This is a genomic window from Amycolatopsis sp. WAC 04169 (assembly GCF_003947535.1).
Lineage (GTDB): Bacteria > Actinomycetota > Actinomycetes > Mycobacteriales > Pseudonocardiaceae > Amycolatopsis > Amycolatopsis keratiniphila.
On the sequence record NZ_QHJI01000001.1, the window covers coordinates 798317 to 816287 of the forward strand.

The 17971-nt window shown below is 69.2% G+C and carries 15 protein-coding genes and 1 tRNA gene; 9 read left to right on the forward strand and 7 right to left on the reverse strand.

Features of this window, described 5'->3' with window-relative positions; all coding sequences use genetic code 11:
- Positions 1–17: 17 nt before the first annotated feature.
- Entirely contained in the window at positions 18–557 is a 540-nt protein-coding gene (locus tag DMC61_RS03875) for a DinB family protein (protein WP_125686829.1), read from the reverse strand.
- Positions 558–656: 99 nt separating this feature from the next.
- On the opposite strand from DMC61_RS03875, the gene DMC61_RS03880 reads away from it, so the two are divergent.
- A tRNA-Lys gene (locus DMC61_RS03880) sits at positions 657–729 on the forward strand.
- A 265-nt stretch (positions 730–994) separates the two neighbouring features.
- The gene (locus DMC61_RS03885) at positions 995–1792 is read left to right on the forward strand and encodes a hypothetical protein (protein WP_043847851.1); all 798 of its coding nucleotides are present in this window, start codon (positions 995–997) and stop codon (positions 1790–1792) included.
- A gap of 62 nt (positions 1793–1854) precedes the next feature.
- On the opposite strand, the gene DMC61_RS03890 is transcribed toward DMC61_RS03885, so the two are convergent.
- From DMC61_RS03890 to DMC61_RS03910, 3 genes are all read right to left on the reverse strand, one after another.
- Positions 1855–2583: a dienelactone hydrolase family protein gene (locus DMC61_RS03890; RefSeq protein ID WP_125686831.1), complete on the reverse strand. Its 729-nt coding sequence runs from the start codon at positions 2581–2583 to the stop codon at positions 1855–1857.
- A gap of 168 nt (positions 2584–2751) precedes the next feature.
- A complete protein-coding gene (locus DMC61_RS03900) occupies positions 2752–3960 on the reverse strand; it encodes an amidohydrolase family protein (RefSeq protein ID WP_125687135.1) in 1209 nt (402 codons plus the stop codon).
- 70 nt (positions 3961–4030) lie between these two features.
- Positions 4031–8467 (reverse strand): DUF6531 domain-containing protein, encoded by a 4437-nt coding sequence (locus DMC61_RS03910; RefSeq protein ID WP_125686832.1) that lies wholly within the window; start codon positions 8465–8467, stop codon positions 4031–4033.
- A 213-nt stretch (positions 8468–8680) separates the two neighbouring features.
- Between DMC61_RS03910 and DMC61_RS03915 the strand changes: the two genes are divergently transcribed.
- The 4 genes from DMC61_RS03915 (at position 8681) to DMC61_RS03930 (ending at position 12403) form a co-directional block, all read left to right on the forward strand.
- Positions 8681–10207 carry a nucleobase:cation symporter-2 family protein gene (locus DMC61_RS03915; RefSeq protein ID WP_125686835.1) on the forward strand — a complete coding sequence of 509 codons (1527 nt, stop codon included), beginning with the start codon at positions 8681–8683 and terminating at the stop codon, positions 10205–10207.
- A 38-nt stretch (positions 10208–10245) separates the two neighbouring features.
- Positions 10246–11154: a serine protease gene (locus tag DMC61_RS03920; protein WP_125686837.1), complete on the forward strand. Its 909-nt coding sequence runs from the start codon at positions 10246–10248 to the stop codon at positions 11152–11154.
- Between the two features lie 298 nt (positions 11155–11452).
- A complete protein-coding gene (locus DMC61_RS03925; protein ID WP_016330817.1) occupies positions 11453–11656 on the forward strand; it encodes a cold-shock protein in 204 nt (67 codons plus the stop codon).
- Between the two features lie 102 nt (positions 11657–11758).
- The gene (locus DMC61_RS03930; protein WP_125686839.1) at positions 11759–12403 is read left to right on the forward strand and encodes a GNAT family N-acetyltransferase; all 645 of its coding nucleotides are present in this window, start codon (positions 11759–11761) and stop codon (positions 12401–12403) included.
- Here the strand turns inward: DMC61_RS03930 and DMC61_RS03935 are convergent.
- Both DMC61_RS03935 and DMC61_RS03940 read right to left on the reverse strand, forming a co-directional pair.
- Complete coding sequence (locus DMC61_RS03935) at positions 12393–13040, reverse strand: response regulator transcription factor (RefSeq protein ID WP_016330819.1); 648 nt, start codon at positions 13038–13040, stop codon at positions 12393–12395. The two genes, DMC61_RS03930 and DMC61_RS03935, sit on opposite strands and share 11 nt — an antisense overlap.
- Positions 13037–14233, reverse strand: coding sequence for a sensor histidine kinase (locus DMC61_RS03940; RefSeq protein WP_125686841.1), 1197 nt, complete (start codon positions 14231–14233; stop codon positions 13037–13039). The genes DMC61_RS03935 and DMC61_RS03940 overlap by 4 nt, the downstream gene beginning before the upstream one ends.
- Positions 14234–14374: 141 nt before the next feature.
- Between DMC61_RS03940 and DMC61_RS03945 the strand changes: the two genes are divergently transcribed.
- Positions 14375–15463, forward strand: a complete 1089-nt coding sequence (locus tag DMC61_RS03945; RefSeq protein WP_125686843.1) for an alpha/beta hydrolase — start codon at positions 14375–14377, stop codon at positions 15461–15463.
- Here DMC61_RS03945 and DMC61_RS03950 read toward each other — a convergent pair.
- A complete protein-coding gene (locus tag DMC61_RS03950; RefSeq protein ID WP_125686845.1) occupies positions 15460–16416 on the reverse strand; it encodes an SDR family NAD(P)-dependent oxidoreductase in 957 nt (318 codons plus the stop codon). The genes DMC61_RS03945 and DMC61_RS03950 overlap by 4 nt on opposite strands.
- A 56-nt stretch (positions 16417–16472) precedes the next feature.
- Here DMC61_RS03950 and DMC61_RS03955 point away from each other — a divergent pair, with 56 nt between their 5' ends.
- Both DMC61_RS03955 and DMC61_RS03960 read left to right on the forward strand, forming a co-directional pair.
- Complete coding sequence (locus DMC61_RS03955; RefSeq protein WP_016330823.1) at positions 16473–16865, forward strand: MerR family transcriptional regulator; 393 nt, start codon at positions 16473–16475, stop codon at positions 16863–16865.
- A 106-nt stretch (positions 16866–16971) separates the two neighbouring features.
- The gene (locus tag DMC61_RS03960) at positions 16972–17958 is read left to right on the forward strand and encodes an MCE family protein (protein WP_125686847.1); all 987 of its coding nucleotides are present in this window, start codon (positions 16972–16974) and stop codon (positions 17956–17958) included.
- Positions 17959–17971 lie beyond the last annotated feature (13 nt).

Below are 17971 nucleotides of genomic sequence, written 5' to 3' on the forward strand. Positions count from 1 at the left end.
CATCGCATTTCAAGGTTTCAGTGGCCTGTCCTCCCGTCGATGCGCTCGCGAAGCAAGTCGGCGTGGCCGGTGTGGCGGGCGTACTCGGCGATGTGATGGGTCAGCAGCCACCGCAACGAGAACGGCTTCCCGCCGCGACGGCTCGTGCCCGTGTCGTCGAGCGACGCGGCCGCCACGATCTCCCGCGCCCGCGCGCACTCCGCACGCCACGCCGCCCACGCCTCCTCGACATCGCCGCCCAGATCCTCGAAGTCCTGCTCGGGCCAGTCGTCGGAGTAATAGAGCAACGGGACGTCCTCGCCCGCGAACTGCAAGCGGAACCACCAGCGCTCGACACCCGTGAGGTGCCTGAGCAGCCCGTGCAGCGACATGCTCGACGGCTCCACCGACGGCAGGGCCATCTGCTCCGGCGTCAGCCCCTGGCACTTCAGCTCGAAGGTGCGGCGATGCCAGTCGAGCGTGGACGTCAGGATCTCGCGCTCGCTCGCCACGCGCGGCGGCTCCGGGCGCTCGCCCTCCCAGCTCGCCGCGTAGTTCTCGTCGGGGATCGTGTCCATGCTCACAACCATGGCAGAGACCCCCGACAATTCCGTGGCGCTCCGGCGGCGGCCCCGCCATCCTGGTGGTCGACGGCGGTCTACTAGACTCGGCCGCACGGGCCGTTAGCTCAATTGGTAGAGCTGCGGACTTTTAATCCGTAGGTTCTGGGTTCGAGCCCCAGGCGGCCCACTCTTTCCCCTTGGTCCACGCCTCGTGGCCACCCAAGCCCAAGATCATCTCCCCGGTTTATCCCCGGTTTCGGGTCGACCGTCTTCCGTACCAGGTAGTTGTCCTGCGTCATCGACTCCCGCGAGCGGCCCGCCTTCACCCCGAAGCACTGCCTGGCAAGCGGCAGTTTTGGCCAGAAGGGGTCACAACCGCGCCGCATTCTGTGACACTTTGACGGGCTGTGTCCCGTTGTGACAGTGCGAGAAGGGAATCTGCTGTGTCCGGAATGCTCAACAGACGCAAGGCGCTCGCTCTCGGTGGTGGTGCCGCGCTCGGCGCCATGGTCGCCGGTGCCGGTACGGCTTCCGCCGCGACGGGATGGATCCGGTTGCCGATCGTCACCGCCAACATCGGCCGCGACAACCTCGGGGCGCGTGAGGCCGCGATCGACGCCGTCCGCAACTGTGACTCCCTGGTGCGGCCTCTGGTCGGTTGGCAGGAGATCAACGAGGGCGACACCGGTGAGCCCGCGATGATCGACCACTACTTCGGGCCCCTGTACAACAACGCGTTCCTGCGGCACAACACGTCGTTCCGGATCCCGATCTCGATCCCGCAGCCGTGGGAGGTGGCGAGTTCGAAGACCACGTATGTGCACGGTGGCATCACCGGGGTGACCCCGCCGCGCTGGATCAACGAGGTCGTGGTGCGTCACCAGAGCCACCCGACGCTCCAGTTCGCGCTGATCAACTCGCACTACATCGCGAACGCGTACAACGGCGACCAGCGTGCCGACCTGCGCGACGAGTGGAACGAGCACAAGAGGATCCACGCCAGTCGCGTGCTCGCGCATCACAACGTCGGGCGCCTGGTCTTCTGGACCGCGGATACCAACAACCCGAACTACTACAAGGCCACCAGCCTCGAATCGGAGCGCCGGTGCTTCGGCACCGGGATCGACCGCATCAACTGGCTGGCGGGCAACGGCGTCGTCCAGGAGCAGTTCATCGACACCAAGACCGTGGACATGCGCGTGGACGGGCATGACGCCCGGGTCGCCGTGTTCCAGGTCCGTCTGGCCTGACGGCACGCACGGCCTGAAACCGGGGCCGCGGCGGCACGGCCGTCCCGCCGCGGCCCCGAACCTCACTTCAGGTGCCGGGCGAGGAACCGGCCCGCGGCTTCCCCCGCGAACCAAGGGACGCCCGTGTGCCCGCCCATGTTGGCGTTCAACGTCTTCTCCTTGGAGCCGAAGGCGTCGAACAGATCCAGTGCCTGCTGCCGGTCGTTTCCTTCGTCGTCCCACTGCAGCAGGACATGCAGCGGGATGGTGACCTGCCGGGCCTCTTCGAGGATGCTGCGCGGCACGTAACTCCCGGCGAACAGGACGGCCGCTTCGAGGCGTGGTTCGACGACCGCCAGCCGGGTGCCGATGGCGATCACCCCGCCCGAAAGCCCGACCGGGCCGCGGATTCCGGGCAGCGCGAGGAGTGCGTCGAGGGTGGTCCGCCATTCCGGGACGGCCGTTTCGACCAGTGGGAGGACGAGCCGGTCGATGATGTCGTCGGTGACCGGCTCGCCGGCCTGCAGCACGCGCCGCAGATCGGCGCGGGCCTCGTCGACGACGGGGAAACGCGGCCGGTCACCGGCTCCGGGGAGTTCGAGGGCGGCCGAAGCGTAGCCCTCCGCCGCGCAACCCAGGGCCCTGGCCACGAGCCGCGGGTGCATCCCGCCCAGCCCGCCGGGGTGGCCCATCAGGATCAGCGGGGCCGGCGCCGCGGAGTCCGGCGTCCACAGGATGCCGGGGATCCCGCCGAGGGTGAATTCGCGCTCGAGAACACCGTTTTCGAGGTGTTTTTCGGAAGTGAAGTGCATGGTCGTGCCTTTCGGGAGTGCTCGTGAAACGGCGCTCCCGGACGACCTATCGCCCGACCGTGACCCCGGAGGGGAGCACCCATGTCTCGATGTTCACGGGTACCACCTCCTCGTTCGCTCGCACGGCCTCCGGCAAGGTAGCAGCGGCCGCGATCGGGCACCAGCGCTTTAACCCACCACCGAAAGCCCGTCCGCCACGACGACGCCGTCGTGCAGCACCGTGCGGTCCTTGCCCCGGTCCATCACCGCGCTCGTCGGGGTCTCGCCGTCCACCAGCACGAGGTCGGCGCGGTCGCCGACGGCCACGCCCGGACGGTCGGCGATGCCCGCCAGCCGCGGCACGTCGTGGCTCATGATCGACGCGCCGCCCATCGTGGCGACGGCCAGCGCCATCTCGATCAGGTCGTCGCGGCGGAAGCCGTTCGTGAAGGCGAGTTGCCAGGTGCGGTCGAGCAGGTCGCAGTTGCCGTACGGGCTCCAGTAATCCCGCTGTCCGTCTTCCCCGAGGCCGACGCGCACACCCGCGGTCGTGAGGTCCGCGAGCGACAGCTGGCCGTCGGTCGACGGCGCGACGGTCGCCATCGCGATGTCCAGTTCCGCGAACGTGTCGATCAGGCGACGGCTCACCGATTCCGAGATCGAGCCCAGTTCGTACGCGTGCGACATGGTGACCTTGCCGCGCATGTCCAGCGCCCGGACCCGTTCGATCACCAGATCGGTGGAGAACACGCCGAGGTGGCCGGGTTCGTGCAGGTGGATGTCGACCTCGACGCCGTACTTCTCGGCGAGCCCGAACACGACGTCGAGATGCCCCTTGGGGTCCTTATCCAGCGAGCACGGGTCGATCCCGCCGACGACCGTGGCGCCCGAGCGCAGCGACGCCTCCAGCACGTCCACGGTGCCGGGTTCGCGCAGGATCCCGGCCTGTGGGAACGCCATGATCTCGACGTCCGCGTGCTTGGCGAAGCGCTCCTTCGCGGCGAGAACGGCATCGAGCTTCTCGAGCCGGCAATCGACGTCGACCTGCGCGTAGGTGCGCACGCGGGTGGTGCCGTTGGCGATCATCCGCTCCAGCGTCCCGGCGACGCGTTCGGGCAGCGGGACCTCGGCGTTCCGCCAGTTCTCGCGGTCGTTCAGCATCATCGCCCACACGCCGGGCGCGCCGGTGTGCGGCCGGAACGGCAGGCCGATCCGCGTCGAGTCCAGGTGGACGTGCACGTCGCTGAACGACGGGAACAGCAGCCGCCCGCGCCCGTCGACGGTGTCCGGCGCCGTCGCGGCGGCGGGATCGTGCGGCCGTACCGCGGTGATCCGGCCATCGGCCACTTCGACGTCGCTGCGCTGTCCGCCCCAGGGGCGGACGTCACGGATCAACAAAGGGAGCACCTTTCTCGACGAGCTCCCTTTGGTATACCAAAGCCCTACCGCAGGGGCAACGTCAGGCGACTCACTTCGTGTGCCGGTACGGGCGCGTGTGCCCGGTTTCCGCGTTGTGCTTGGTGATGTGGTCGATCCCCATCGATTCGAGCCTCGGGTACTCGGTCACGTCGAACACGTTGTCCTCGCGGCGATGCGGGTAGACGTCGTGTCCCTTGCCCGGCCAGTAGGGGAAGACCACGTGCGTGTCCTTGTTGGAGTTCTTGGCGAAGGTTTCGGAGACGTAGTCCCACTTCTCCTGGACGAGCGGCCTTCTCGGGTCGTTGGGATCGTTGATCCACCCGGGCATCTTGATGTTGTTGTCCTTGAGGGTGCCCTCGAGGGTGTTGCCGCCGTTCTGCTTCGCGATCTTGGTGGCCTTCTCCTCGATCGAGCCGAGGTACTCGTCCTCTTCGCCGCGCTTGCGCTTCTTGGTACCGCCGGACCAGAAGAAGTGCTTGTCCGCCTTCAGGATCTCGTCGAGCTTCGGCTTGAACTTCTCGAACTCCTCCTTCGACATCTTGTCGACGTCGATGGGCGGTTTCCGCGGGCTCCTCCGCAACGGCTGGGGTTGCCCGCTGGGGCCGACCGGCTGAGGTCGCGACTGACTGCCCGGACCGCTCCTCCCGCAAGGCGGGACCAGGCCGAGCGGGTCGCCGATGAGCAGCGGTTGATCGACGTAGCCGACCGGGTTCGGCGCGGCCGCGAGGCCGAGCGGATCCTGGCTGAGGTAGCGCGACGTCCGCGGGTCGTAGTAGCGGAAAACGTTGTAGTGCAGCCCGGTTTCCTCGTCGCGGTGCTGGCCGGGGAAGGCGAGCGGCATCGACGCGGTGTCCGCGCCGGGCAGCGGCACACCCCAGAAACTGCTGCGGTCCTGCCAGACCAGCGTGCCGCGTTCGTCGAGCATCTCGGTCGGCGTGCCCGCCGGCGACGTGATCACGGCGCGGAACAACGCGTCTTCGAGGCCGCCGGTGCGCTCGATCTGCACGACGGGACGGTCGTCGTCGTAGCGTTCCCAGGTGAAGAGCCGGTAGGACTCGTCGGCGGGGTCGTAGTCCATGCGCTCGACCACGGTCATCCCGCTCCACAGGAAGCGGACGTCGTGCGTCAGTCCGGCCTCGCCGTCCTGATCGATCAGCCAGCGGCGTTTGGCGAACCGCCGCCCGAGCGGGTCGTAGTGATACGTCCAGAGCGCGCCGTCGGGAGTGCGCACCGAACGCAGCCGGTCGAGGTGGTCCCACTCGTAGGCACAGGACCGGTCGGCGGTGACGCGCCCTCGCTCGTCGGAGTCGTAGACGCCCTCGTCGTGCGTGAGGTTGCCCGCCGCGTCGTGGGTGAACCGCTCGATCCCCGCGGGTCCGTGCGCCTCGCTGACCCGGCCCGCCGTGTCGAAGCCGAGCCGCCACGGCCGGATCGCGTCGTCGACGGCGGCGAGCCTGCCGTCCGGGCGGTAGCCGTACACGCGTGTCCCGACGCCCGCGATCTCCTCTTCGGCGAGCCGGTCTTCCGCGTCGAAGCGCCGCCGGAGCACCACGGTGCCGTCGACGGCGCGCGTGATCTCGCGTTCGGCGTGGTCGTAGCCGAATTCGATCTCGTGCCCGGCGATCTTCAGCGACCGTGGCAGTCCCGATTCGGTGAACCGCCACTCACTGTCCACACCGGACGAAGTGCGGCGGACGAGCACGTCCCCGTCGTACCGCCAGCACACCCCGAGACCGTTGATCGTGTCGACGACGACCTGATCCCCGTCGTGCACCATCTCGACCCGCGACTCGATGTTCTCGGCGACGGTCATCCTGCCGAGCGCGTCGTATTCGTACCGCGTGACGTCGTCCGGGGTGCGCCGCGCCACGACGTTGCCCTGGAGGTCGTAGAAGTACTCGGTCGCGTCACCCGTACTGCTGGTCATGCGAAGCAGTTGCCCCGCGGCGTCGTAGGTGTAGCCGGTCCGGCGGCCGTCGTAGTCGGTCTCCTCGACGAGCCTGCCCGCGGCGTCGCGGACATAGCGCCAGGTGCGGCCGTTCGGATTCGTCACCGAGGTGAGCCGCAGTTCGCCGTCGTAGGTGAACGGCGTGCACGCGCCCGCCGCGTCGGTCTCCTCCAGGACGAGGCCGAACGGGCCGTACTTGCGGCGCCGCGCGGCACCGGTCGCGTCACGGTGCTCGACGACGTGGCCTTCCGCGTCGTGCACCCACGTCTCGCGGCCGCCGTCCGGGCCGAGCCGCCACGCGCGCCGGCCGTCGGCCGTCCAGCCGAGCTTCGCCGCGCCGCCGGACGCCGTGTACGCGAGCCGCGGGCGGCCGAACAGGTCGCGATCGCCGGGGCGATCCGTCACGGGGGCGTCGGTGAGCGGGTCGGGCGCGTCCGGGATCTCGACCGGCAGCCCGGTGCCGGTGAGGGTGGTGGCCGGATCGAAGGCGGGGACCGTCCGCCGGACGTCTCCCGCCGAGAGCCGGACCTCGCCCGCGGCGTGCGCCAGCGACACCGTTTCCCCGCCGGGACGGTGGACGGCCACCAGTTCGCCGTCTTCGTTGTACTCGTAGCCGGTCTCCCGGCCGATTTCGTCCACTGTGGACAGAAGCTCGTCGCGCCGGTTCCAGTTGTAGCGCTGGGAGTTGCCCAGCGGATCGATCCGTTCGATCAGCTGCTTGGCGTCGTTGAGGCGGTACGTCCACGTGTGGCCGACGGCGTCGGTGTGCCGGGTCGTGCCGGGCTCGTAGGCGAACGTCGCGTTGTAGTACCCGCTCGCGCCCACGGCGCGGACGCAGCGCCCGGCGTCGTCGTAGACGTAGCGGTACCAGGTGCCCGTTCGGTCCTTCCAGCCGACGAGCCGGTGCCCGAAGTCGTAGTCGAGTGTCATCGGTCGGCCGGCGTAGTCCGTGACGGTGCTCAGCTGGCCGTGCCGGTTGTAGGCGAAGCGCACGAGCGGTGGCTGCCCCGGAGCGCCGAGTGCGACGATCCGCCCGTTCGCGGTGCCGATCGCGAGTTCGACGCCGTCGTCGCGGCGGAGCCCCACGGGCGTGCCGTCGGCCGCATACGCGAACTCGGTCCGACCGCCGTTCTGCTCGATCGCCACGAGCGGCAGGATCCGGCCCGCACCGGCGAAACGCAGTTCGCGATCGCCCATCGACAGCCGATAGCCGTCCGCCGCGCGGCGCAGCCGGTGCCGCGGGCCCTGGGCAGGCAGCACGGGCATACCCGTCGGAACGGGATAGGTGAGCACCATGCCGTCTTCGGCGTAGAACAGGACGCGGTCGCTCGCCAGCACCAGCCTTTGGTCCATTGTGGACGTCCAAGAAGGACCGAACCAGCGGCCCGCGGTGTAGGACGACAGATGTGTGCGGGAGAGCTCCAGCTCCGCCGCGTCGCCGGGCAACGTCACGTCGACCTGCTTCATGACGACCTCGCCGGTCGCGACGTCGACGGGGTCACCGCAGTAGTTCTTGGAATCCGAGGACGTCGAGCGGTCCCCGTTGCCGTCCTTCTTGGTGGTGTCGGTGTTGCCGCCACGGTCCCGGGTGCCTCCGCCGCCGGTGCCGCTGCTGTTCGTCTGGTCGTTGTCGCTCTTGGTGTCGATGCTCCTGTCGTTGGAGTTGCCGCCACCGCCACTACCACCGCCGTTGCCGCCGCCGGCGCTCGAACTGGTGGTGCCCTCGTCGAGCCCGCGATCGTTGCCGCCCTTGGTCTTGGGCGGCGGCGGGGCGTCGACCTTCCCGCCCTGCAGCTTGCGCAGGGCCTTGGCCGCGTCGTCGAAGAGCGAGTCGGCCCGCTTGAGCAGCGGCATCAAACCCTTGAGCGCCTTGACGAGTTTGGTGGTGATGTCGGCGATCTTCGCGGCGGTCTTGGCGACCGCGGTCACCACCTGCGGCACCACCCAGGTCAGCCCGATGCCGAGGGTGAACAGCACCTGCAGCGCCCAGCTGATGAGGTGGCCGACGAGTTCGGCGATGATGTCGCGGACGAGGGTGCGGACGGCGGCGACGACCTCGCCCGCGGTCTTGACCCCGCTGGACGCTCCTTCACAGCCCTTCTGCGCGGCCATGAGGACGTTGACGGTGTCTACTGAGCGCTCGCGGTAGCGGTCCGCCGCGTCGCCGGCCCAGGTCTGCAGGTCGGCCTTGACCAGGTCGGTCAGCTCCGTGCCGACGGCGCCGAGTTCCTTGGCGATGTTGGTCCAGGTTTCGGCCTGCGCCTTGATCTGGTCGGCGTCGCCGGTCAGGGCGTCGAGCGCGTCGGAGAGCGGGCCGACGTGTTCGAGCAGCCAGCCGACGCCCGCGGCGAGGATCGACCCGAACGGATCCATGGCCATCGACAGCGCGTCGAGAGCCGTCCCGACGGCACCCATCGCGACGGCGGCCCAGTCGCCCTTCTCGATGCCTTCTTTGAGGTCGTTCGCCGATTCCAGCAGCGGAACGCCGGAGTGTCCCTTGGTGGAGTCCTCACGTTCAGCGACCAGCGGATTCGCCATATGTGCCGTCTTCCTGCCTCGGGATCTTCGCCGACTGGGCCAGCCGATTTCTACCACCGCCGCGCCCAGGAACCCGGTGTGGGAAAGGATCTTTGTCCGCGCGCCGGGAGATCGACCCGTACGGGCAGGGTCTTGCGAGTTCTGCTATGTGGAAGTTAACCTCCGCAGATTGAAATTGCCCGGCATCGCTCGCTTCTACCGAGAGGCGGATCCATGGTGAAGAGGACGCAGGCCGGAACGGCCGCGAGCGGCAGGCCCGAGGACGAACGGCTCGGGATCGGCAAGAGTTTCACTTACGGCATCCAGCACGTCCTGACGATGTACGGCGGGATCATCGCGCCGCCCCTGATCATCGGCGGTGCCGCGGGCGTTTCGACGGCCGAAATCGGGTTGCTCGTCGCGTCGTGCCTGTTCATCGGCGGGCTGGCGACGATCCTGCAGTCGTTCGGCGTCCCCTTCTTCGGCTCCCGGCTGCCGCTGGTCCAGGGCACTTCCTTCGCGGGTGTGGCGACGATGACCGCGATCGTCGCGGACGGCGGACTGCCCGCCGTCTTCGGCTCGGTGATCGCGTCCGCCGCGCTCGGCCTGCTCATCACGCCGGTGTTCTCGCGGCTGGTGAAGTACTTCCCGCCGGTCGTCACCGGGACGGTCATCACCGTGATCGGGCTCAGCCTGATGCCGGTCGCGGCCCAGTGGGCGATGGGCAACAACACCAAATCGCCGGAATTCGGCTCGGTCTCCAACGTCGGGCTGGCCGCGATGACGCTGGCGATCGTGCTGCTGCTCAGCAAGGTCGCCGTCCCGGCGATCTCCCGGCTCTCGATCCTCCTGTCGATCGTGGTGGGCACCGTACTGGCCGCCGTCCTGGGCAAGGCCGATTTCTCCAAGGTCTGGGACGGCCCGATCTTCGCGGTACCGACCCCGTTCGCCTTCGGGATGCCGACCTTCGACGTCGCCGCGATCGTGTCGATGTTCATCGTCGTGCTGGTGACCCTCACGGAGACCACGGCCGACATCCTCGCGGTCGGCGAGATCGTCGACACGCGGGTCGGCAAACGCCGGATCGGCGACGGGTTGCGCGCCGACATGGCGTCCTCGGCGATCGCACCGGTGTTCAACGGGTTCATGCAGAGCGCGTTCGCCCAGAACGTCGGTCTCGTCGCGATCACCGGGATCAGGAGCCGGTTCGTGGTGACCGCGGGCGGCGTGATCCTGCTGATCCTCGGCATGCTCCCGGTGCTCGGCCGCGTGGTGGCCGCGATCCCGTACCCGGTGCTCGGCGGTGCCGGTCTCGTGCTGTTCGGCACGGTCGCCGCGTCCGGTATCAAAACTCTGTCCAAAGTGGACTACAACGGGAACATGAACCTGGTGATCGTCGCGGCGTCGGTCGGGATGGGCATGATCCCGATCGCGGCGCCCGAGTTCTATCACCACTTCCCGGCGTGGGTCGGCACGATCTTCCACTCGGGGATCAGCTCCGCCGCGCTCACGGCCGTCTTGCTGAACCTGTTGTTCAACCACCTCAAGCCCGCCAAGGCGGGCGGCGATCCGTCGGTGTTCGCGACGGCGACCAGGGTGATCGACTACTCCGATCTGAAAGCCTTCTCCCGGCTCGAAAACGGCGACAAGATCGTCGACGGCAAGATCGTGGACGCCGACGGCAAGCCGGTCGAGGTGCGGGACGAAGAAGGCAGGCCCGTGTCGTACCGGATCGGCTCGGAGCCCGACACGCACGGGTGAGTGAACAACCTTCCCGGCGGCCGGCACGTCCATTTCGTATGGACTTGAAGCACGCAGTTCGCCGGATCGCCGCCCTGTCGGCCGCCTTCGGTGCCGCGACGGTGGCCGTCGCCGCTCCGGCCGCGGCCGACGACCAGGTCGTCACCGTGGTCAGCGAGGCCGGCCGGGCGGCGGCCCTGGCCCACTGGACGCCGGAGCGGATGCGGCAGTGGGTGGGCGACGAGGATCTACCGCCCGCCGAGAAGATCGGCCGCGCATGGGAAGGGCCGGTCCCGCCGGGCGTCGGACGGTTGTTCTTCACCGCCGAGCCCGGCGTCGACGGGTCCTGCACGGCGACGGTGGTTCCCAGCGCCAGCAAGGATGTCGCGTTCACCGCCGGGCACTGCGTGAACGGGGGACTGGACCGGTTCGACCGGCCGATCAAGATCGTCAACGTCGTGTTCGTCCCGGGTTACGACCGCGGCGCCGCACCGCACGGCGTCTTCCCGGCGCGGTCTTTCGCCTGGTCCAGTACGTACGCGGGGCCGATGAGCGGGTCGGACGACGACGCGGTGATCGCGCTGGACCCGGTCGGCGGCCGTCACGTCGCGGACGTCGCGGGCACCCAGGACATCTCGTTCGAGCAGCTGCCGTCCACTGTGGACACGACCATGTTCGGCTATCCCGTGTCGCGGGCGGCGGGTGGCGAGGCGTTGTTCTCCTGCGTCCGGCCCGCCACGCGCGAGGCGAACTCGGTCACCACGACGTGGAACACCGATTGCGATCTGGCCGGCGGCTCCAGCGGTGGCCCGTGGCTGCGGAACTTCGACCCCGCCAGTGGCAGGGGCACGATCTTCAGCGTCACGAGCCGGGGGACGATGACCGAGGACGGCGTGACCACGGACCTGAGTGGCGCCGCCTTCACGGAGCCCGTGCGGAAGCTGTACGAGCGGGCGGGCGAACTCTGAACGGCTGTCCGTGCTCGTCGTGAGCGGCAATGATCGTGATTAATCGGACATTTCGTCGCCGCGCAGGCGCGGCTCGATGGCCCGCGCTCGGCGAGCGGCGGGTGGACGTCACCGCTCCCGGCGACGTCGAAACCGGCGATCCGACGATCCGGCCGACTCGCCAAGGTCGATGTTGACCTGGGGAAATGACCCGGTTCGGGACGGCAGCGTGTGCGAACGGGCAAGACCTGCGACAATGGACAGCGAGATCGGGGCATCGAATGGGCTCAGACTCGCTATGAAGAGCAGGTAGAAAAGTATGGCTCAGGGCAGCGTTAAGTGGTTCAACGGCGAAAAGGGCTTCGGCTTCATCGCTCAGGACGACGGCGGACCGGACGTTTTCGTGCACTACTCCGAGATTCAGGGCACCGGCTTCAAGTCCCTGGACGAGGGTCAGCGCGTCGAGTTCGAAATCGGCCAAGGTCAGAAGGGCCCGCAGGCCCAGCGCGTCGTCGCCATCTGACTTTTTCCACGCCGAAGGCCTCCATCCGTACCGGGTGGGGGCCTTCGGGCGTTTCGGGTACCGATATCGTCGAGGCATGCTTGTGATCGTTCGTGAGCACACGTGCGGCCGGACACGGTGAGCCGCTCCGCCCTGGAGCCCGAGCAGGTCGGGCGGAAGGTGCGGTTGCGCGAGGTCGGCCTCCGGGACCGCCGCGTCCTGATGGGCTTCGACCGGGACATGGCCCGCGAGGCGACGCCGCTGATCGGCGGCGGGCACCGGCATTGGGCTTCGCACCGTTCTGGGTCAGCGGGCGACGACATCCACTTCGGCATCGAGACGGTGCGCGGCCGCATGCTGGTCGGCTCGGTCTGCACCATCGGCGCCGACCCGGCGACCGGCAAGTTCGGCTACGGCATCGGGATCGCCCCGCGTCACCAGCGCTGCGGCTACGCCACGGACGCCATCACCGTCCTGCTGGCGCATATGTTCGGGCAGCGCGGCTTCCGCAAATGCGAGGTCAGCGTGTACGGCGGCAACCTCGCGTCGCTCTCGCTGCACGGCGGCCTCGGCTTCCGGGAGGAAGGCAGGCTCCGGGACACCGAGGTGGTGCGCGGCGAGATCAAGTACCTGGTGCGGATGGGCATCACGGCCGAGGAGTTCGCCGCCCGGCCGCTGGACGCCCTCGGCGACCTCGGCAGGCGTGGCCAGCACCGGCGGCCCCGCCGCGGGAAGCACTGGCGTACGCCCGCCGCGGTCAGCGGCTGATCAGCCCGGATTCGTAGGCGAACACGACCGCCTGGACGCGGTCGCGGAGGCCGAGTTTCGTGAGGATGCGGCCGACATGCGTCTTCACCGTGCCCGGTGAGAGGAACAGCAGCTCGGCGATCTCGGCGTTCGACAGTCCCCGGGCCAGCTGCTGCAGGACCTCGTTCTCCCGCCCGGTGAGCAGGGCGAGCCGGTCGTCCGGCGGCGCCGCGGGCAGGCCGGTGACGACGCGGTCGAGCAGTCGCCGGGTGACGGTGGGCGCGAGGGTGGCCTCGCCAGAGGCGACCACGCGGACGCCGGCGAGCAGATCCGGCGCCAGCGCGTCCTTGAGCAGGAAGCCGCTGGCCCCGGCCCGGAGCGCGGCGTAGACGTATTCGTCCAGGTCGAACGTGGTCAGCACCAGGACCCGGGCACGATGGGCCGCGGCGATCGCGGCGGTGGCCTCGACACCGTCCATCTCGGGCATCCGGATGTCCATGAGCACCACGTCCGGGTCGAGGTCCGCCACCAGCGCGACGGCCTCCGCGCCGTCGCCCGCCTCGCCGACGACGTCGATGTCGTCCGCGTTGTCCAGGATCATCCGCAGGCCGGTGCGCACGAGCGACTGGTCGTCGGCGATGACCACCCGGATCGTCATGACGGCAGGGTCACGCGGACGGCGAAGCCGCGCTCCGGACGCGGTCCCGCGTCGAAGGTGCCGCCCAGGACGTTCACCCGTTCCCGCATGCCCTCGAGGCCGTGCCCGGAGCCGGACGGCTCTGCCGCCGCGAAGCCGTCGTCGGTCACTTCGATCTCCAGCGTGTCGGGCTCATACCGCATCACGATAGTCACCGACGCCGCCGGGCCGGCGTGTTTCAGCACGTTCGTCAGCGCCTCCTGCACGATCCGGTAGGCCGCGAGGTCCACTGTGGACGGAAGCGGCCGTGGTTCCCCTTCGACCCGGAACTCGACCGGTGTGCCCGCGGCACGGATGTCGGCCGCCAGCCGCGGCAGGCGTTCGGCACCGGGCTGGGGCTCCCAATCCGGCTCGTCCTGGCCGAGCGCGCCGAGCAGCCGCCGGATCTCGGCCAACGCGGTCCGCCCGGTGCCGACGATGGCGTCCAGCGCCTCCCGCGTCCGTTCCGGCCGCCGCTCCAGTTCGGCTTGGGCGCCCTGTGCCTGCAACACCACCACCGAAAGCGCGTGCGCGACGACGTCGTGCAGCTCGCGGCTGATGCGGCCGCGTTCGGCGGCCACGGCCAGCGCGGCCTGGGTGTCCCGCTCGCGTTCGAGGTCGGCGGCCCGCTGTTCCAGCACCGAGAGGCGGATCCGGCGCTGGCGCGTGTTCAGCCCCGCGAGCCAGGCCACCGTCAGCGACAACCCGATGCCGGCGAAACCGCCCCAGTCCTGCACCTGGTCGTCCTTCGGCTCGGGAGGCGCCAGCCGATCGATGATGATGATCCGCGGCGGGATCGGAGCCGGTTCCCGTGTATTGGCGTCGGCGGCGTGGATCGCCCACGTGCCGGCGACCAGCAGGCTCGCCGCCAGCAGCGCGAACGAAAGCCGTCGAGAACCCCAAGCCGCGACCGAGAAGAGACCGATCAACGCCACGACGTCGACCGGGCGGAGATCGTTGCCCATGGCCAGATGCAGGAGTGAGACGGTCGCACCGGTCACGAAGGTGATCGCGGGACGGTGGTGCCGGACGAGCAAGGAAGCCAACGCCGCCAAGGAGGTCAGCCACCAGTCGAAGCCCTCCGGATCATCGGCCGAGACCACAGTGGACAGTCCGATGAGCACGGTCAGCCCGATGTCCACGGATTTCGGGTGGTTCCTGAGGAAGGAGAGCACCGGCCGAGCGTAATCCCGGACCGGGGCCTCGCGGATCCCTCTCGCGGCAGACATCGGGATACGACCTGCGGCAGACGCGCGAATACGGCACCGGGTCCCAGGCTGGACGCCAGGAAGATCCCCGACAGAAACGGAATCCTCATGAGAAGGCTTCTCGTCGCGCTGGTTGCCCTCGCCGGCCTGGTGTCGTTGGCGAGCCCGGCCGCGGCGGCTCCACGACTCAAGCTGCCGCCGCCGACCGGTTCGCATCCCGTCGGCTCCACCGACCTGCATCTGACCGACTCTTCGCGTAAGGACCCTTGGGTCCCGACTGGGCCGCGCGAGCTGATGGTGTCGATGTTCTACCCCGCGCTGGTGCCTTTCGGCCGGAAACGGTCCTACCTCACCTCGGCCGAGGCCAAGGCGTTCCTGACCGAATCGGGGCTTCCCGACGTCGACCCCGCGCTGCTCTCCGGGCTCCGGACCAGCGCCAGGGTCGACGCCCCGCCGCTGCCGGGGAAGCACGCGCTCGTGGTCCTGTCGCCGGGATTCGGCAAACCGCGCACCACGCTCACCGGGCTGGCCGAAGATCTGGCGAGCAAGGGTTTCGTGGTCGCGCTGATCGGCCACAACCACGAGTCCCACGGCACCGCCTTCCCCGATGGGCACGTCACCGAGTGCGCCGCCTGCGGGTCGGACTCCACGTTGCTCCCGCCGATCCGCTCGGCGGACGCCTCCTTCGTCCTCGACACGCTGACAGCGCCTTCGTCGCGCTGGGCCCGGCTGATCGACCGGACGCGGATCGGGATGGCCGGACATTCCATCGGCGGGTACAGCACGCCGACCGCGATGGTCGACGACCGGCGGATCCGGGCGGGCGCCGACCTCGACGGCAGGCTGTGGTCGCCGATCCCCGCGTCCGGCATCGACCGGCCGTTCCTGCTGCTCGGCCGCGAGAGCGAGTACACCCCGGCAGGCCCGGACACCACCTGGGCGGGCAGCTGGCCGAACCTCACCGGCTGGAAGCGCTGGATCAGCGTCGCGACGGCCGGGCACGCGTCCTTCACCGACGTCGGCGTCCTCGGTGAGCAGCTCGGGCTGAGCAAACCCGGTCTGCTCGGTGGCGAGCGCGGGATGCAGCTGACCAGGGCGTACGTCTCGGCGTTCTTCGACGCGAACCTGCGCGGCGGGCATCAGCCGCTGCTCGACGGGCCGGTCGCGGACAACCCCGAGATCAAGTTCTGGAACTAGCCGAGGGGGACCCCGGTGAGGTCGGCGGAGAGCTTCCAGAGCCGCTCGGCCTCACCGGCGTCGATGGCGTAGGGGCGCACGCCGACCCACTCGCCCTCTTCGGCGGCGATCTCGGCGACGTCGCAGTCCTCGCAGTAGAGCCCGCCCATCCCGTCGAGCCGCGGTGACGTCGCCGCCCAGACCTGGGTGGCCGCGCCCTGCTCCGGTGATTTGAAATCCGGGTCGGCCTGGTTCCCGTGCTCGTCGATCCAGCCGCGCTCGACCATCTCCTCCGGCCGCAGATGCCGCTGCAGGGGAGTGAGGATGGCGCCCGGATGCAGGCTGAACGCGCGGATCCCGTGGTCGGCACCGAGCCTGTCCAGGTGCACCGCGAACAGCACGTTCGCCGTCTTGGCCTGGCCGTAAGCGAGCCAGCGGTCGTAGCCGCGCTCGAACTGGACGTCGTCCCAGCGCATCGGCGACGAGTGATGGCCGGACGAGGCCACCGTGACGACGCGGGCGCCGCCGCCGGCCTTCAGCGCGGGCCAAAGGCGGTTCACCAGGGCGTGGTGGCCGAGGTGGCAGATCGCGAAATGCGACTCCCAGCCGCGGCCGACCCGCCGTTCCGGCGCGGCCATGATCCCGGCGTTCGCGATCAGGATGTCGATCGGGCGGCCGGTGCCGAGGAAGCGGCGGGCGAAGGCGTCGACGCTCGCCAGGTCGGCGAGGTCGAGCTCGCCGACCTCGGTGCCGGGGATCCCGGCGAGGGCGGCCTCGGCGTCGGCCGGACGGCGCGCGGGGACGACCACGTGCGCGCCGGCGTTCGCCAGTGCCCGCGTGGTTTCCAGGCCCAGCCCCGAATATCCGCCGGTGACGACGGCGAGCCTGCCGGAGAGGTCGATGCCGTTCAGTACTTCTTCGGCGGTGCTGCGCGCGCCGAAGCCGGAGCCGATCTTGTGTTGTGCGGTGGTCATGGGGCGGACGCTAAGAGCTAGAGGGCTCTCTAGGTCAAGGCGCTATCGTCAGCCTGGTGACGGAACTCGCGATCGGCCAGGTCACCGAGCGGACGGGCCTCAGCGTGCACGCGCTTCGCTTCTACGAGAAGGAAGGCTTGCTCGCGGCGCCGGTGAAACGGGACGCGAACGGCCGTCGCGTGTACACCGAACACGACGTCGAATGGCTGCTGAACTGCACGAAGTTCCGGGCGTCCGGAATGCCGCTCGCCGTCATCCGCGAATTCGCCGAACTCGTCCGCCAAGGGCCCGGAAACGAGGAAAAGCGGCTCGAACTGCTGCGGGAACATCAGAACACCGTCCGCGACCGGATCGCCGAGCTGGCCGATTGCCTGGAACTGATCAGCCGGAAGGTCGAGGTCTACGAGGAGCACGTCGCGCGGGGGACCGCGAACGAGCTCTGGCGCTAGAGTCCATAGTGGACAGACGTTGCCACCCGATCGGTGCAACGTTTCGCCTGGCGATGGGCAGGGGCGGCCCTTAAGCTGTGCCGCTCGTGACCTGCGAGGTGAGACGATGAGGTCCTTCGGCGCGGTGGATCCGGTCAAGATGGCGCTCGCCGGGCTCACCACGATGGCCCTCGGCATGGTGGCGGCGCTCAACGCCGACGCCCTGCCGGTGATCGGCGGCGGCACCACGTATTCCGCCGAATTCTCCGACGCGGGCGGACTGCGCGCCGACAACGACGTCCGGATCGCCGGGGTGAAGGTCGGCAAGGTGTCCGAGATCGACCTCGAAGGCGATCGCGTGCTCGTCTCCTTCCGGGTGAAGGACGCCTGGGTCGGCGACGCCACGAGCGCGTCCATTCAGATCAAGAACGTCCTGGGACAGAAGTACTTGGCGCTCGACCCGCGCGGCGAAGCGATCCTCGATCCCGGAGACCCGATCCCGCTGCAGCGGACCACCGCGCCGTACGACGTCCTTGAAGCGTTTCGGGATTTGTCGAAAACCGTCGACGCCATCGACGTCGGTCAATTGGCGAAAAGCTTCGACACGATTTCGGCGACCTTCGCCGATACGCCTGCCGACGTCCGCTCCGCGCTCGACGGGATCACGAAGCTCTCCGGCACCATCGCCTCCCGCGACCGGCAGCTCCGGGCGCTCGTCGCGAACACGCGTCAGGTGTCGCAGACCCTCGTCGACCGAGACACGGAGGTCCAGCGGCTGATCCAGGACGGCAACGCGCTGCTGCGCGCGATCTCCACCCGCCAGCAGGCGATCAAGGACCTGCTCGACGGCTCGAAACGGCTCGCGACCGCGCTTGATGGCATCATCGCCGACAACGACGGGCAACTGGGCCCGGTGCTCGAACAACTCGACCGGCTGACGTCGATGCTCCAGCGCAACCAGGATTCGCTGGCCAAGGGGATCGCCGCGTTCGCGCCGGCGATCCGGGTGCTCACCAACGTCGCGGGCAACGGCCGCTGGATCGACGGCTACCTGTGCGGGCTGGTCCTGCCCACGTTCGGCCCGCTCAACGAAAAGGGCTGCTTCGAGAAGTGAGCGGAAACGCTCT

Bases quoted from the DNA above. Each gene is read 5' to 3' on its own strand.
- DMC61_RS03875 (WP_125686829.1), bottom strand. From the start codon at position 557: ATGGACACGATCCCCGACGAGAACTACGCGGCGAGCTGGGAGGGCGAG.
- DMC61_RS03885 (WP_043847851.1), top strand. From the start codon at position 995: ATGCTCAACAGACGCAAGGCGCTCGCTCTCGGTGGTGGTGCCGCGCTC.
- DMC61_RS03890 (WP_125686831.1), bottom strand. From the start codon at position 2,583: ATGCACTTCACTTCCGAAAAACACCTCGAAAACGGTGTTCTCGAGCGC.
- DMC61_RS03910 (WP_125686832.1), bottom strand. From the start codon at position 8,467: ATGGCGAATCCGCTGGTCGCTGAACGTGAGGACTCCACCAAGGGACAC.
- DMC61_RS03915 (WP_125686835.1), top strand. From the start codon at position 8,681: ATGGTGAAGAGGACGCAGGCCGGAACGGCCGCGAGCGGCAGGCCCGAG.
- DMC61_RS03920 (WP_125686837.1), top strand. From the start codon at position 10,246: ATGGACTTGAAGCACGCAGTTCGCCGGATCGCCGCCCTGTCGGCCGCC.
- DMC61_RS03925 (WP_016330817.1), top strand. From the start codon at position 11,453: ATGGCTCAGGGCAGCGTTAAGTGGTTCAACGGCGAAAAGGGCTTCGGC.
- DMC61_RS03935 (WP_016330819.1), bottom strand. From the start codon at position 13,040: ATGACGATCCGGGTGGTCATCGCCGACGACCAGTCGCTCGTGCGCACC.
- DMC61_RS03945 (WP_125686843.1), top strand. From the start codon at position 14,375: ATGAGAAGGCTTCTCGTCGCGCTGGTTGCCCTCGCCGGCCTGGTGTCG.
- DMC61_RS03950 (WP_125686845.1), bottom strand. From the start codon at position 16,416: ATGACCACCGCACAACACAAGATCGGCTCCGGCTTCGGCGCGCGCAGC.
- DMC61_RS03960 (WP_125686847.1), top strand. From the start codon at position 16,972: ATGAGGTCCTTCGGCGCGGTGGATCCGGTCAAGATGGCGCTCGCCGGG.